We start from the raw sequence: 15,685 nt of genomic DNA, 5'->3' as shown, positions 1-15,685 counted from the left end.
GGCCGGGATGCTGCCCGGCCTGGCGGGCGGCATGGTGCCCAAGATGACGGCCTGCCTGGCCGCGCTGCGGGCCGGCGTCGGCGAGGTGCGGGTGCTGGACGGCCGGGTGCCGGATGCGGTGCTGCGGGCCTTCGGCCCGGCCGCGCCCGGTACCCGGGTGCTGGGCCCCTCGCCTGCGGAATCCCGCCCCGCGGCGGTTCCTGAATTTGACTCAGCCGCCTCCGGTGCGACAAGTTAGGTAAGCCTAACCAAAGCAGCAGCCGAGGATCGGGATGCGACCGCACCCGTCCCCGCCGTACCGGGAAGAGGGAAGGACGCGCATGTCGCTGGAGCACGAGGCGGACCGCAGCAACGAGGACGTCGACGACCTGATCGGCATCGGCTTCGGCCCCGCCAACCTGGCCCTGGCGATCGCCGTCGACGACCACAACCGGACCGCCGCCGAGCCCCCGCTGCGCGTCAACTTCCTTGAGCGCCAGGCCGGTTTCGGCTGGCACCGGGGCATGCTGCTGGACGGCGCGACCATGCAGGTGTCGTTCCTCAAGGACCTCGTCACCCAGCGCGACCCGCGCAGCCGCTACACCTTCCTGGCCTACCTCCAGGAGCGCGGCCGGCTCGCCGACTTCATCAACCTGAAGACCTTCTACCCGACCCGGCTCGAGTTCCACGACTACTTCGAGTGGTGCGCCGCCGAGTTCGCCGACCGGGTCCGCTACGCCCGCACCGTCACCGGCATCCGCCCGGTGCCCGCCGCCGACGGCCGGATCGAGCAGGTCGAGGTGGTCTCCGAGGCCGTCGGCGGCGGCTCGGTCCGGACCCACCGGACCCGCAACATATCCGTCGGCACCGGCCTCGTCCCGCGCCTGCCCGAGGGCGTCGCCGCCGGCGAGAACGTCTGGCACACCCGCGACCTGCTCCAGCGCGCCCCGCAGTTGGCGGCCCGTCCGCTGACGCACCGCCGGATCGCCGTGATCGGCGCCGGCCAGTCCGCCGCCGAGGCCGTCGACTTCCTGCACCGCGCGCTGCCCGAGGCGGAGATCTGCGCCGTCCTCACCCGCTACGGCTACAGCCCCGCCGACGACAGCCCGTTCGCCAACCGGATCTTCGACCCGGCCGCCGTGGACGAGTTCTACGCCGCCCCCGAGGACGCCAAGCAGCGCCTGCTCACCCAGCACGCCAACACCAACTACTCCGTGGTGGACGGCGAGTTGATCGAGCAGCTGTACCGCACCGCCTACCAGGAGAAGGTGGTCGGCCGGGAACGCCTGCGGGTGCTGAACACCACCCGGCTGACCGCCGCCGAGGAGACCGCCACCGGCGCCCGCGCCCACCTGCGCTCCCTCACCACCGGCCGCGAACACGTCCTGGACTGCGACGCCGTGGTGCTCGCCACCGGCTACACCCACGTCGACCCGCGCGAACTGCTCGGCGAACTCGCCGACGCCTGCCGCACCGACGAGCAGGGCCGGCTCCGGGTCGACCGCGACCACCGGGTGCTGACCGACGACCGCCTCGACGCCGGCATCTACCTGCAGGGCGGCACCGAGCACACCCACGGCATCACCTCCGCGCTGCTGTCCACCCTCGCCGTGCGCTCCGGCGAGATCCGCGACTCCCTGCTGCTGCGCCGCTCCGGCCGGGGCCTGCGCGCCCGCACCGCCGCCGCCACCGCCTGAACCCGCCCGCAGCACCGAGGAGTCCGCCCCATGACCACCCCCGCCGGGTTCGACCCCGACACCCTGCGCGCCGAGATCGCCGACCTGCTCGGCGAGCGCCCCGAGGACATCCACGACGAGGACGACCTGCGCGACCTCGGCCTCGACTCGATGCGCGTCATGCACCTGGTCGAGACCTGGCGCGCCCGCGGCGCCCGGGTCGAGTTCGCCGACCTCGCCGACCTCGGCCCCGCCCCCACCCTGCTCGCCTGGTCCGCGTACCTCACCCGCGCCTGACCGGCCGTCACCCCCTTCCGCGGCACCCCGCACCGCCCCCACCGAGGAGAACCATGAACACCCGCGCCCTGACCACCCGCACCGCCGGAGCGCTCGCCGCGGCCGTCGCCGTCGCGCTCGCCGCCACGGCCTGCGGCTCCGGCGGCGACGGCGGCAAGGACGCCGCGGCCGGCGCCGCCGGCAGCGCCGCACCGGTCACCGTCGAGGCGACCAACGGCAAGGTCACCGTCCCCGCGGGCGTGCAGCGGATCGTCAGCGTCTCCTACGCCACCGGCGCGCTGCTCGACCTCGGCGTGCAGCCCGTCGGCACCTCCACCATCGACGAGAACAACCCGATGGAGCTGCTGCCCTCGCAGACCGAGGCGGCGAAGAAGATCGAGCCGATCGGCTCCGGCATCGAGATCAACATCGAGAAGGTCGCCTCGCTGCGCCCCGACCTGATCATCGTCGAGGGCGCCACCGCGTTCGACTGGGGCGTCTCCAAGCTGGAAGGCATCGCCCCGACGCTGTACTTCGGCATCGACAAGCCCGTCGACCTGCTGACCGCGCAGGAGAAGATCGCCACCGCCGTCGGCAAGGAGGCGGAGTTCAAGAAGCTGAAGTCCGACTACGAGACCGAGGCCGCCAGGATCAAGGCCGACTACGCGGACAAGCTCAACTCCACCAAGTGGACCATCGCCTCCTCCTACGGCGGCGGCGAGTTCCTGGTCGACACCGCCACCTCCTGGGTCGGCCGGGTGCTGAACGACGTCGGCGCGAAATTCTCCCGGGCCTCCGCCGACACCGCCGACCACGAGGTCACCTACTCGGTGGAGAAGCTCGACGTGCTCGCCGACGCCGACATCGTCCTGGTGCCCAGGACGGCCGCCACCGGCGAAGTCCCGCAGGACACCAAGGACCTGGACAAGCAGCCGTCCTGGCAGAACCTCAAGGCCGTCAAGGCCGGCAAGGTCGTCCCGCTGACCTACGCCACCACCGACCGCTACGGCACCTCGATCAACGTGCTGGAGCAGATCGAGACCGTCCTGAAGGCCCAGTAGCCCCCCGCCAGCACCCCGCAGCACCGCACGCACCCCGTGGCCCCGACCGCACCCGGCCGGGGGCCGCCGAACCCCGGGAAGGTCCGACCCATGGCCGGCAGCACCACCACGCACGCCACGCGCGCCGAGCACGGCGACCGGCGGGACCTGACGGCCGCCCAGGCCGGCGTCCTCGCCGCGCAACGGATCGACCCCGGCAGCCCCGCCCACAACGTCGGGCAGTACGTGCGGATCGACGGGCCGCTGCGGCCCGAACTGCTCGAAGCGGCGCTGCGCCGCACCCTCGCCGAGGCCGACGGCCTGCACCTGCGGATCACCGAACAGGGCGCCCGGCAGGCCCCGTTCGACCCCGAGGGCTGGACGCTCGCCCGCCTCGACACCGCCGACGCCGCCGACCCGGAGGGCGCCGCCGTCGACCTGGTGCGCCGTCAGCTCGCCCGCCCGCTCGACCTGGCCGCCGACCCGCTGCACGGCGCCCTGCTGGTCCGCACCGGCGCGGACGCCCACCTGTGGTTCCAGTGGTTCCACCACCTGGTGATCGACGGCTACGGCGTCGCCCTGTTCACCCGCCGGGTCGCCGAGGTGTACACCGCCCTCGCCGCCGGCGCCGACGTCCCCCGAGCCCGCTGCGGCCCGCCGCCGTCCTCGCGGATGCCGAACGGGCCCACCTGGCCGGCCCGCAGGCCGAGCGGGACCGCGCCTGGTGGCGCGAACGCTCCGCCGGCCGGCCGCAGGTGCGCTCCCTGACGGAGCAGCAGGCCGCCGCCGCGCCCGCCGCGCTGCGCCACCGGATCGAGCTGTCCGCCGACCGCACCGCCCCCGTGCTGGCCGCCGCCCGGGCCGCCCGCGCCACCTGGGCCGAGGCCGCGCACGCCGCCCTCGCCGCGTACCTGCACCGGATCACCGGCACCCGCGAGGCCGTCGTCGGCATGCACCTGATGGCCCGCACCGCGCCCGGCACGCTGCGCGTCCCCGGCATGGCCGTCAACATCCTGCCGCTGCACCTGCCCGTCGCCCCCGCCGACAGCTTCGACGCGCTGCTGCGCCGCGCCGCCGCCGAACTGCGGGACGTCCGCGCCCACCAGCTGCACCGCGGCGAGGAGCTGCGCCGCGAACTCGGCCTGGTCGGCGGCGACGAGCGGCTGTACGGGCCGCTGCTGAACATCAAGCCCTTCGACCTCGACCTGGACTTCGCGGGCAGCGCCGGACACACCGTCAACCTGGCGTCCGGCCCGGTCGACGACTTCTCGCTGTCCGTCGCCAAGACCCCCGACCACCGGCTGCTGCTGGACTTCGAGGCCAACCCGGCGCTGTACACCGCCGCCGAACTCGCCCGCCACGCCGAGCGGTCGACCGCCCTGCTGGAGCGCCTGGCCGCCGCGCCCGCCGCCCCGCTCGGCGAGCTGGAGCTGCTGCCGGACGCCGAGCGCGCCGAGCTGCTGGAGCACTGGAACGCCACCGCGCACCCCGTCGAGCCCGGCACGCTGGCCACCCGGATCGCCGCCCGCGCCGCCGCCACCCCCGACGCCACCGCCGTCATCGCCCCCGACGGCACCCTGAGCTACGCCCAACTCGCCGCCAAGGCGGATGAGTTGGCGCGGGTGCTGGCCGCCGCCGGGCCGGCCCGGACCGGATCGTCGCCGTCGCCGTGCCCCGCTCCACCCGGCTGATGACGGCCCTGCTCGGCACCCTCGCCGCCGGCGCCGCCTACCTGCCGCTGGACACCGACCACCCCGCCGAGCGCCTCGCCTCGATGATCGAGGACACCGACCCGGTCCGGGTGCTCACCGTCACCGCCCTGCTCGACCGGCTGCCCGCCGCCGCCCGCGAGCGCGCCGTCCTGCTCGACGCGCCCCTCCCGCCGCCCCCGGCGCCGCACCCGGGCCGCCGGCCGGACCACGCCGCCTACGTCATCCACACCTCCGGCTCCACCGGCCGCCCCAAGGGCGTGCTGGTCACCCACCGGGCCATCGTCAACCGGCTCGCCTGGATGCAGCACGCCTACGGACTCACCGCCGAGGACCGGGTGCTGCAGAAGACCCCCGCCGGATTCGACGTCTCGGTCTGGGAGTTCTTCTGGGCGCTCAGCGAGGGCGCGGCCGTCGTACTGGCCCGCCCCGACGGCCACCGGGAACCCGGCTACCTGGCCGACCTGATCGCCGAACAGTCCGTCACCACCCTGCACTTCGTGCCCTCCATGCTGCGCGCCTTCCTGGAGGAGCCGCGGCTCGCCGAACGCTGCGCCACCCTGCGCCGCGCCTTCTGCTCCGGCGAGGCGCTGCCCGCCGACACCGTGGACCGCTGGTACGGGGCGCTGCCCGCCGTGCCGCTGCACAACCTGTACGGGCCCACCGAGGCCGCCGTCGACGTGACCCACCAGCAGACCGCAGCCGGCGCCGGCAGCGTGCCGATCGGCCGGCCGGTGTGGAACACCCGGCTGTACGTGCTGGACGCCGCGCTGCGGCCCTGCCCGGTCGGCGTGGCCGGCGAACTCTACCTGGCGGGCGTCCAGTTGGCGCGCGGCTACCTCGGCCGGCCCGGCCTGACCGCGGGCCGATTCGTCGCCGACCCGTTCGCCGCCGACGGCGGCCGGATGTACCGCACCGGCGACCTCGCCCGCTGGAACGCGGACGGCGCGGTCGAGTACCTGGGCCGCACCGACGACCAGGTGAAGATCCGCGGCTTCCGGATCGAACTCGGCGAGGTCGAGGCCGCCCTGACCGCCCTCCCCGGCGTCGCGCACGCCGCCGTGACGGCCGCGAACTGCCCGGCGGAGCACGCCAGTTGGTCGGTTACGTGGTGCCGCCGCCGGCCGACCCGCAGGCGCTGCTGGACCGCCTCGCGCTCACCCTGCCCGAGTACTTCGTGCCCGCCGTCCTGGTCGGCCTGGACGCGCTGCCGCTGAGCGTCAACGGCAAGCTCGACCGCAAGGCGCTGCCCGCGCCCGCCGCCGACCGGACGGCCGTCGCGCCGCGCGGCGAGACCGAGCGGATCCTCGCCGCCCTGGTCGCCGAAGTCCTCGGCCTGCCCGTCGAACAGGTCGGCGCCGACGACAACTTCTTCTCGCTCGGCGGCGACAGCATCTCCGCCATCCAGCTCGGCAGCCGCGCCCGGCACGCCGGCCTCGCCCTCACCCCGCGCACCGTCTTCGACCGCCGCACCGTCGCCCGGATCGCCGCCGCCGTCAGCCCCTCGCCCGCAGGCCGCCGGCCCGCCGTCGCCGCCACCGGCACCCTCGCCGCCACCCCATCGGCGAGTGGCTGCGCCACCGCGGCGGCCCGATCGGCCGGTTCGGACAGGCCGTCACCGTCACCGTCCCCGCCGGCCTCGACCCGGCCCGGCTCGCCGCCGCCCTGGACGCCCTGACCGACCGTCACGACGCGCTGCGGCTGCGCCTGCACGCCGCCGCCGACGGCGCCTGGACCCAGGAGGTCCGCCCCGTCGGCACCGCCCCCGTCGCCGACCGGCTCCGCCACCTGCGGGTCGCCCCGCCGAACTCGCCGCCGCCGCGGCCGTCGAACGCGAGGCCGCCGCCGGCCGGCTCGACCCCGGACTCGGCGTCGTCCTCCAGGCCGTCCATCTGGACGCCGGACCCGAGCACGCCGGCCTGCTGGTGCTGGTGATCCATCACCTCGCCGTGGACGGCGTCTCCTGGCGGATCCTGCTGCCCGACCTGCACGCCGCGTACGAGGGCCGCGCCTCGACCCCGTCCCCACCTCGCTGCGGGCCTGGACGCACGGCCTCGCCGAGGCCGCCGCCGGCCCCGAGGTACAGGCCCAACTCCCGTACTGGCAGCAGCAGCTGACGCACACTCCGGCCCCGCTGCTGGCCGAGCGCCCGCTCGACGCGCGCCGCGACACCGCCGGCCGGCAGCGCCGCCTGCGGCTCACCCTGCCCGCCGCCCGCACCGCGCCGCTGCTCACCGCCGTCCCCGCCGCGCGCCGGGCCGGCGTCGACCACGTGCTGCTCACCGGCCTCGCCCTCGCCGTCCGCGACCGCCGCCGCGCCCTGCACGGCGACGCCGCCGCCCCCGGCCTGCTGCTCCGCCTGGAGGGCCACGGCCGCGAGGACCGGCTCGTCCCCGGCGCCGACACCGCCCGCACCGTCGGCTGGCTGACCACCGAATTCCCGCTCCACCTCGACCTGTCCGGCACCGAGGACACCGGCGCCGCGCTCGGCCTGGTCAAGGAGGCCGTCCGCGCGCTGCCCGCCGCCGGCGCCGGCTGGGGCCTGCTGCGCCACCTGGACGCCGCCGGCGCGATCGCCCTCGCCGAAGCCCCCGAACCCCGCCTGCTGTTCAACTACCTCGGCCGGTTCACCGCCACCGGCGAGCCGTGGACGCCCGCCCCCGAGGCCGGCGACGCCATCACCGCCACCACCGACCCCGAGCAGCCCTGCGGCCACGCCCTGGAGATCGGCGCCTTCGTCCACGACCGCCCCGAGGGCCCCGAGCTGACCGTCCAACTCGGCTGGCCCGAAGACCTGTTCACCGAGCCGGAGATGCAGGAGCTGGCTGCTGCCTGGTTCGCCCGGCTGGACGCCCTCACCCGGTGGGCCGCCCGCCCCGACGCCGCCGCCCTCACCCCGTCCGACGTGCCGCTCGCCCCCGTCACCCAGGCCGACCTGGACGCCCTCCCCGGCGTCGAGGACGTGCTGCCGCTCTCCCCGCTCCAGGAAGGGCTGCTGTTCCACGACCGGATGCAGCACGGCGGCGACGACGAGCTGTACACCTCGCTCACCGCGCTCGACCTCACCGGGCCGCTCGACCGGGTCGCCCTGGTCCGCGCCGTCGACCGGGTGGTCAACCGGCACAGCGCCCTGCGCGCCGCCTTCACCACGACCGCCGCCGGCGACCCCGTGCAGACCGTCGCCGCCCGGGTCCGCGTCCCGTGGACCGAACACGACCTGACCGGCCTCGACGAGGAACGCCGGGACGCCGAAGCCGCCCGCGTCGCCCGGCCGAGGCCGCCCGCCGCTTCGACCTGGCCCGCCCGCCGCTGCTGCGCTGCGCCCTGATCGCCCTCGGCCCCGACCGGCACCGCCTGCTGCTGACCCGCCATCACATCGTGATGGACGGCTGGTCCACGCCCGTGCTGCTGCGCGAGGTCCTCACCGCGTACACCGGCGGCGCACTGCCGCCCGCGCCGCGCTGGGCCGACCACCTCGCCCACCTGGCCGGCCGCGACGCCGCCGCCGACACCGCCGCCTGGCGGCGCGCCCTGGCCGGCCTGGAGGCGCCCACCCTGCTCGCCGACGCCCTCGGCGCGCCCGCCGCCGCCGAGCACGGCACCGCCGGCGCCGAACTCGACCTGCCGCTGCCCGCCGCGCTCGCCGCCGCCCTCACCGCCACCGCCCGCCGGCACGGACTGACCCTCAACACCCTGGTGCAGGGCGCCTGGGCGATCCTGCTCGGCCGGCTCACCGGCCGCACCGACGTGGTGTTCGGCGCCACCGTCTCCGGCCGCCCCGGCGACCTGCCCGGCGTCGAGGCCGCCGTCGGCCTGTTCAGCAACACCGTCCCCGTCCGCTTCGAGCTCCGCGAGGACGAGCCGGTCGCCGAGGCGCTGGCCCGGCTCCAGCAGGCGCAGTCCGCGCTGCTCGACCACCAGTACCTGGGCCTCGCCGAGATCCAGGCCGCCGCCGGACACGGCACCCTGTTCGACACCCTGCTGGTGTTCGAGAACTACCCGATGGACCCGCAGCAGCTCACCGCCGGCGAGCTGCGCGTCACCGGCATCGGCCACCACGGGGCCACCCACTACCCGCTGACCGTGCTCACCCTGCCCGGCGAGCACCCGCAGCTCACCGTCGAGTACCGCCCCGAGGTGTTCGACGCCGAACGCGCCGCCGCCGTCGGCCACCGCCTGCTCCGCCTGCTCGCCGCGATCGCCGCCGAACCCGCCGCCCCCGTCGGCGCGTTGGACGTCCTCACCGCCGACGAGCGGCACACCGTGCTGACCGCCTGGAACGCCACCGACCGGCCCGTCCCCGCGGGCACCGTGGTCGACGCCTTCCGCGCCACCGCCGCCGCCCACCCCCAGCGCACCGCCGTGGTCTGCGGCGCCGACCGCCTGACGTTCCGCCAACTCGCCGACCGGGTCGACACCTACGCCCGCCACCTGGCCGCGCTCGGCGCCCGCCCCGACACCGTCGTGGCGCTCGCCCTGCCGCGCTCCGCCGACCTGGTCGCCGCCCTGCTCGGCGTGCTCGCCGCCGGCGCCGCCTACCTGCCGATCGACCTGGACCACCCGGACGAGCGGATCGCCCTGATGCTGGACGACGCCGCCCCGCTGCTCACCCTCACCACCGCCGAACTCGCCGCCGCCCGACCGGTGCTGGCACAGGCCGAGCTGGGTGCCGTGCCGCTCGCCGGGCTCGGCACGCTGGCCGCCGAACCCGTCCGCCCCGGGCCCGACCACCTGGCGTACGTCATCCACACCTCCGGCTCCACCGGCCGCCCCAAGGGCGTCCTGGTGCCGCACCGGGGCCTCGCCAACCTGCTGGAGCACCACGGCGGCACGGTCTTCGCCCGCGCCGTCGCGGCGGCCGGCGGGCGGCGGCTGCGCGCCGCGCACACCGCCTCGTTCTCCTTCGACTCCTCCTGGGAGCAGCTGCTGTGGCTGCTGCTCGGCCACGAACTGCACGTCTACGGCGAGGAGTTGCGCCGCGACCCGCAGGCCCTGGCGGCCCGCCTGGTGCGCGACCGGATCGACACCCTGGACGTCACCCCGTCGTTCGGCGGGCAGCTCGTCGAATGGGGCCTGCTGGACGACCCGGCGCACCGCCCGCTGCTGTTCCTGGTCGGCGGCGAGGCCGTCGGCGACACCCTGTGGACCCGGCTGCGCACCACCCCCGGCGTGCTCGGCCACAACTTCTACGGGCCCACCGAGTACACCGTCGATGCCCTCGGCGCGAACCTCGCCGACAGCGCAACTCCCTTCGTGGGCACCCCGATCGGCAACACCCGCTGCTACGTGCTGGACGCCCGGCTGCGGCCCGTGCCGCCCGGCACCGCCGGCGAGCTGTACATCGCCGGCCCCGGCCTGGCCCGCGGCTACGGCAACCGGCCCGCGCTCACCGCGAGCCGCTTCGTCGCCGACCCGTTCGCCGCCGACGGCACCCGGATGTACCGCACCGGCGACCTGGTCCGGCACCGCGCCGACGGCAGCCTCGACTACCTGGGCCGCGACGACGACCAGGTGAAGATCCGCGGCTTCCGGGTCGAACCCGGCGAGGCCGAGGCCGCGCTCGCCGCGCTGCCCGGCGTCGCCCGGGCCGCCGTGCTGGTCCGCCCCGCGCCCGGCGGCGGCAAGCGCCTGGTCGGCTACGCCGTCCCCGCCGCCGGGACGGAGCTCGACCCGGCCGCGCTGCGCAAGGCCCTCGCCGAGGAACTGCCCGAATACCTCGTCCCCGCCGCCCTGGTGACGCTGCCCGCACTCCCGCTCAACGTCAACGGCAAGCTCGACCGGCAGGCGCTCCCCGAGCCCACCGCCGACGCCTACGCCGCACCCGCCGGCCGCGCCCCGCGCACCGAGCGGGAGCAGCTGGTGTGCCGGGTGTTCGCCGAGGTGCTCGGCCTGCCCGCGGTCGGCGTCGAGGAGGACTTCTTCGCGCTCGGCGGCCACTCCCTGCTGGCCACCCGGGTGGTCGGCCGGCTGCGCGCCGCCCTCGGCACCGAGGTGGCCATCCGCGCCCTGTTCGAGACCCGCACCGCCGCCGCCTTCGCCGCCCGCCTGGACGGCGAGGCCCCCGCCCGCACCGCCCCGCCGCCCGGGTGCGCCCCGCCCGGATCCCGCTGGCCCCCGCCCAGGCCCGGCTGTGGTTCCTCGACCGCCTGCAGGGCCCGTCCACCGCCTACACCATCCCGTGCGCGCTGCGGATCGACGGCCCCGTGGACGCCGAGGCGCTGCGGCTGGCCTTCGGCGACGTGCTCGCCCGGCACGAGGCGCTGCGCACCGTGGTCGCCGAGCACGACGGGCAGCCGTACCAGCGGATCCTGACGGCCGACCAGGTCGTCCCGCCGTTCGAGGTGCGGGAGGTCGCCGGGCACCGCCTGGACACCGAGACCGCCGCCGCCGGCGCGCACGTCTTCGACCTGACCGGGGAGATCCCGGTCCGGGCCACCCTGCTCAGCGCCGGCTCGCGCCGGCACGTGCTCAGCATCGCGCTGCACCACCTGGCCGGCGACGAGTGGTCGGAGGGCGTGCTGCTGCGCGACCTGGACGCCGCGTACACCGCCCGGACCGCCGGGCGAGCCCCCGAACTGCCGCCGCTGCCGCTCCAGTTCGCCGACCACACGCTGTGGCAGGCCGAGCAGCCGGTCGAGCGCGAGGCCGGGTACTGGGCTGAGCGGCTGGCCGGGCTGCCCGCCGAACTGACGCTGCCCACCGACCGGCCCCGCCCCGCCGAGGCTACCGGCCGCGGCGGCGCCGTCCGGCTCACCCTGCCCGCCGAACTGCACGACGCGCTCGGCGAGTTGACCCGGCGCACCGGTGCCACCCCGTTCATGGTGGTGCAGGCCGCCGCCGCGCTGCTGCTCGGCCGGCTGGCCGGCACCGCCGACGTGGCGCTCGGCGCGCCCGTCGCCGGACGCGGCGACGAGGCCCTCGAACAGCTGGTCGGGTTCTTCGTCAACACCCTGGTGCTCCGTCACGACCTGTCCGGCGACCCGGCGTTCGAGGAGCTGGTGGCCCGCGCCAAGGAGACCGTGCTCGGCGCCCTCGCCCACCAGGACCTGCCCTTCGACCGGCTGGTCGACCTGGTCAACCCCGAGCGCAGCCTCGGCCGGCACCCGCTGTTCCAGGTGATGGTCCAGTACCGCAAGGAGGCCGACGGCCTGGACGCGCTGCTCGGCGCCCGCACCGCACTGCTGCCCGACCCGGTGCACGCCGCCCGCTTCGACCTGGCGTTCACCTTCGTCGAGTCCGCCGACGGCACCCGCACCGACCTGACCGTCATCCACGCCGAGGACCTCTTCGACCGCGCCACCGCCCGCCTGTTCGGCACCCGGCTGCTGCGCGTCCTGGAGCAGGCCGCCGCCGACCCCGGGCAGCCGATCGGCCGGATCGAGCCGACCGCCGCCGAGGAGGTTCGCGGCCTGGCCGGCGAGTGGAACGCCACCGCGATACCCGTCCGCGAGGGCACCCTGGTCACCCGGATCGCCGAACGGGTCGTGGCCGCGCCCGACGGGGTCGCCGTCGACTTCGAGGGCGAAGAGCTGACCTACCGCCAGCTCTGGGACCGGGCCGGACGCCTGGCCTCCGCGCTGACCGCCGCCGGGGCCCGGCCGGACACCGTGGTCGGCGTCGCCGTGCCGCGCTCCGCCGAACTGATGGTCGCCCTGCTCGGCGTGCTCCGGGCCGGCGCCGCCTACCTGCCGCTGGACACCGAGTACCCCGCCGAACGGCTCGCCGGCATGATCGAGGACGCCCGCCCCGTCTGCGTGCTCACCCTGCCCGGGCAGCGGTCCGCCGTCCCCGCCGTCCCCGGCGTGCCGGTGCTGCCCGTCGACGCCACCGGGCCCTCCGACGCCGCCCCCGCCGAGGCCGGACCCGACCACGCCGCGTACGTCATCTTCACCTCCGGCTCCACCGGCCGCCCCAAGGGCGTCCTGGTCACCCACCGGGCGATCGTCAACCGGCTGGAGTGGATGCGCGAGCTGTACGCGATCGGCGCGGACGACCGGATCCTGCAGAAGACCCCCGCCGGATTCGACGTCTCCGTCTGGGAGTTCTTCCTCCCGCTGACCGTCGGCGCCCGCGTCGTCCTGGCCCGCCCCGGCGGCCACCGCGACCCCCAGTACCTGGCCGGACTCGCGGCCCGGGCCGGCGTCACCACCTGCCACTTCGTGCCGTCCATGCTCACCGCGTTCACCGCCGCCGCCGAGGCCGAGGACGCCCTGCGCCGCGAATTCGCCACCGTCCGCCGGGTCTTCTGCTCCGGCGAGGCGCTGCCCGCCGCCGCCGTCGACCGCTTCCTCGCACTGTGGCCGCAGATCGAACTGCACAACCTGTACGGGCCCACCGAGGCCGCCGTCGACGTCACCCACCACCGCGCCTGGGCCGGCGCCGGCACCGTCCCGATCGGCCGCCCCGCCTGGAACACCCGGCTGTACGTGCTGGACGCCGCGCTGCGGCCCTGCCCCGTCGGCGTGGCCGGCGAACTCTACCTGGCGGGCGTCCAGTTGGCGCGCGGCTACCTCGGCCGGCCCGGCCTCACCGCGGGCCGCTTCGTCGCCGACCCGTCCGGCCCGGCCGGCTCCCGGATGTACCGCACCGGCGACCTCGTCCGCTACCGGATCGACGGCAGCGTCGAGTACCTGGGCCGCACCGACGACCAGGTGAAGATCCGCGGCTTCCGGATCGAACTCGGCGAGGTCGAGGCCGCGTTGGCCGCCGTGCCGGGCATCGCCGCCGCCGCCGCGACGGTCCGTCAGGCCGAGAGCGGCGCGAAGCAGCTGATCGGGTACGTGGTGCCCGCCGCCGGCTCCGGCGCCACCGGCGACGGGGCGCGGGCCGCGCTCGCCGCCACCCTGCCCGAGCACCTGGTGCCGTCCGTGGTGGTCGAACTCGCCGCCCTGCCGCTGTCCGTCAACGGCAAGCTCGACCGCAAGGCGCTGCCCGCGCCCGGCCGGCAGGCCGCTGCCACGGCCCCGGCCATCGGCACGGCGGCCCCGGCCTCCGGCGGCACGGCCCGGGTCTCCGGCGGCGCCGCGCTGGCACGGGTGTTCGCCGAGGTGCTCGGCCTGCCCGAGGTGGGGGAGGAGGAGAACTTCTTCGCCCTCGGCGGCGACAGCATCGTCTCCCTGCAACTGGTCAGCCGGGCCCGGGCCGCGGGGTACCCGATCAGCGCGAAGGACGTCTTCCAGCACCCCACCCCGGCCGCGCTGGCCGCCGCGACCGGCGTCGGCGGCGTCCCCGTGGAGCCGGCCGCACCGACGCCCGACGGGCCCGTGCCGCTGCTGCCCGTCGTGCACTGGCTGCGCGAACGCGGCGGCCCCGTCCGGCGGTTCAACCAGTCCGTGCTGCTCACCGTCCCCGGCGGGCTCGGCGAACAGCCGCTGCGCGCCGCCCTCGCCGCCCTGGTCCGGGCCCACCCCGCACTGCGGCTGCGCCTCGACACCACCGACGGCCTGTGGACCCAGCAGACCCGGCCCGCCGACGACGACCCCGCCCTGCTGCGCCGGGTGCCCGTGGCCGGTGCGCCGTCCCCCGACGCGCTCACCGCCGAGGCCGACCGGGCCGCCGACGCGCTCGACCCCGCCACCGGCCGGATGCTGCGCGCCGTCTGGTTCGACGCCGGCCCCGAGGCGGACGGCCGACTGCTGCTGACGGTCCACCACCTCGCCGTCGACGGCGTCTCCTGGCGCGTCCTGCTGCCCCGGCTGGCCGCCGCCCACCGCGACGCCGCCGCCGGCCGCACCCCCGCCCTCGCCCCCGAACCCACCACCCTGCGCACCTGGGCCGAACACCTGCACGCCCAGGCCCAGCAGCGACCCCGGCTCGCCGAAACCGCCCACTGGCGCGACACCCTGGCCGGCCCGCCCGGACCGCTCGCCCACCTCACCGCCGACCCCGCCCGCGACACCGTCGCCACCCTGCGCACCCTGCGCCGCACGCTGCCCGCCGACCGCACCGCCCCCCTGCTCACCCTGCCCGGCACCGGCATCGACGAGATCCTGCTCGCCGGACTCGTACTCGGCGTGGCCGCCGCCGACCCCGGCGCCGCGCCCAGCCTCCAGCTCGACCTGGAGGGCCACGGCCGCGGCGGCGAGACCGATCTGTCCGGCACCGTCGGCTGGCTGACGACCGTTCACCCCGTCCGCCTCGACCTCACCGGCGTCGCCCCCGCCGACACCCTCCGCCACGTCAAGGAGCGGCTCCGCGCCGCCCCCGACAAGGGACTCGGCCACGGCCTGCTCCGTCACCTCAACCCCCAGACCGCGAGCCTGCTCGCGGCCGCCCCCAAGTCCCCGGTCCTCTTCAACTACCGCGGCCGCTCCGACCGGCCCGGCCCGGGCCTGGACGCCTGGCCCCTCGCCCCCGCCGCCGAACGCGAAGCAGTCGCCCGCGGCGCGGGCCCCGACCCCGAGATGGCCGCCGGCTACCCGCTGGAGATCGACGCCGCCATCACCACCGACCCGGCCGGCGCGCCGGTCCTCGCCGTCGAACTCTCCTGGCCCGACGCGCTGTTGACCACTGCCCGGGCCGAACAGCTCGCCGATGCCTGGTTCACCGCCCTCGGGACGCTCACCACGCCGGCCGCCCTCTCCCTGGTCCCGCTCAAGCAGCCCCAACTCGACCGCCTCCAGTCCAAGCTCCGCGAACGGCGCCGCCGATGACCCCCACCAGACCCGGACCGCCCCACCGCCCCGGCCCCGCCGGACCGGCCGGCATACCCGCCGCCGATCATCCCGGCCCCGCCGGGGCGGTTGACGGGAGCCGCGACGGGATTCCTGTCGAGTCGCCCGTCGGGGGTGCTGGGCCGGTGTCCGGCTTCGCCGTGACGGTGCGTCGGGCGGACGAAGCGTGCGACGGCTCTCCTGCGGGGCGTTCCGGCTCTGCCGGGGCCGTGCGTCGGGCGGACGGGGCGTGGGGCGGCTCTGGCGTGGGGCGTTTCGGCGGCGGGTCGACGGGCGGTTCGGGTGCCGGTGGGCGGTCGATGTCCGGCGGTCCGCGGTACGGGGATTCGCCC

10 protein-coding genes and 2 pseudogenes are annotated in these 15,685 nt (G+C 76.5%); 11 read left to right on the top strand and 1 reads right to left on the bottom strand.

Annotated elements, in window-relative coordinates; all coding sequences use genetic code 11:
* The 8 genes and pseudogenes from KCH_RS43855 to KCH_RS42190 form a co-directional block, all read left to right on the top strand.
* A pseudogene (locus KCH_RS43855) lies at positions 1-238 on the top strand (hypothetical protein); the annotation flags it as partial.
* An 82-nt stretch (positions 239-320) separates the two neighbouring features.
* Positions 321-1,676, top strand: coding sequence for a lysine N(6)-hydroxylase/L-ornithine N(5)-oxygenase family protein (locus tag KCH_RS02965; protein ID WP_035858657.1), 1,356 nt, complete (start codon positions 321-323; stop codon positions 1,674-1,676).
* 30 nt (positions 1,677-1,706) lie between these two features.
* Positions 1,707-1,952, top strand: a complete 246-nt coding sequence (locus KCH_RS02960) for a phosphopantetheine-binding protein (protein WP_035858655.1) — start codon at positions 1,707-1,709, stop codon at positions 1,950-1,952.
* 53 nt (positions 1,953-2,005) lie between these two features.
* Positions 2,006-2,992 (top strand): ABC transporter substrate-binding protein, encoded by a 987-nt coding sequence (locus KCH_RS02955; RefSeq protein WP_035858650.1) that lies wholly within the window; start codon positions 2,006-2,008, stop codon positions 2,990-2,992.
* Positions 2,993-3,082: 90 nt separating this feature from the next.
* Positions 3,083-3,739, top strand: a complete 657-nt coding sequence (locus KCH_RS45815; RefSeq protein ID WP_051652679.1) for a condensation domain-containing protein — start codon at positions 3,083-3,085, stop codon at positions 3,737-3,739.
* Entirely contained in the window at positions 3,661-4,662 is a 1,002-nt protein-coding gene (locus KCH_RS45810) for a condensation domain-containing protein (protein WP_279635934.1), read from the top strand. The genes KCH_RS45815 and KCH_RS45810 overlap by 79 nt, the downstream gene beginning before the upstream one ends.
* Positions 4,641-5,897 carry an amino acid adenylation domain-containing protein gene (locus KCH_RS36730; protein ID WP_051652677.1) on the top strand — a complete coding sequence of 419 codons (1,257 nt, stop codon included), beginning with the start codon at positions 4,641-4,643 and terminating at the stop codon, positions 5,895-5,897. Before KCH_RS45810 ends, KCH_RS36730 begins: the two co-directional genes overlap by 22 nt.
* The gene (locus tag KCH_RS42190) at positions 5,789-6,358 is read left to right on the top strand and encodes a phosphopantetheine-binding protein (RefSeq protein WP_167573969.1); all 570 of its coding nucleotides are present in this window, start codon (positions 5,789-5,791) and stop codon (positions 6,356-6,358) included. The genes KCH_RS36730 and KCH_RS42190 overlap by 109 nt, the downstream gene beginning before the upstream one ends.
* Positions 6,359-6,365: 7 nt before the next feature.
* Here KCH_RS42190 and KCH_RS42185 read toward each other — a convergent pair whose 3' ends face one another.
* Complete coding sequence (locus KCH_RS42185; RefSeq protein WP_167573967.1) at positions 6,366-6,620, bottom strand: hypothetical protein; 255 nt, start codon at positions 6,618-6,620, stop codon at positions 6,366-6,368.
* Between the two features lie 23 nt (positions 6,621-6,643).
* Between KCH_RS42185 and KCH_RS43185 the strand changes: the two genes are divergently transcribed.
* The 3 genes and pseudogenes from KCH_RS43185 (at position 6,644) to KCH_RS43840 (ending at position 15,332) form a co-directional block, all read left to right on the top strand.
* Positions 6,644-8,008, top strand: coding sequence for a condensation domain-containing protein (locus tag KCH_RS43185; RefSeq protein ID WP_157031858.1), 1,365 nt, complete (start codon positions 6,644-6,646; stop codon positions 8,006-8,008).
* Positions 7,975-10,668 (top strand): annotated as a pseudogene (locus tag KCH_RS43845) (non-ribosomal peptide synthetase); the annotation flags it as partial. The gene KCH_RS43185 and the pseudogene KCH_RS43845, both read left to right, overlap by 34 nt.
* Positions 10,669-10,766: 98 nt before the next feature.
* Positions 10,767-15,332 (top strand): non-ribosomal peptide synthetase, encoded by a 4,566-nt coding sequence (locus tag KCH_RS43840; protein ID WP_051652673.1) that lies wholly within the window; start codon positions 10,767-10,769, stop codon positions 15,330-15,332.
* Positions 15,333-15,685: the final 353 nt, after the last annotated feature.

The organism is Kitasatospora cheerisanensis KCTC 2395 (assembly GCF_000696185.1).
Classification (GTDB): Bacteria; Actinomycetota; Actinomycetes; order Streptomycetales; family Streptomycetaceae; genus Kitasatospora; species Kitasatospora cheerisanensis.
This window is presented reverse-complemented; position numbering and strand designations above follow the sequence as displayed.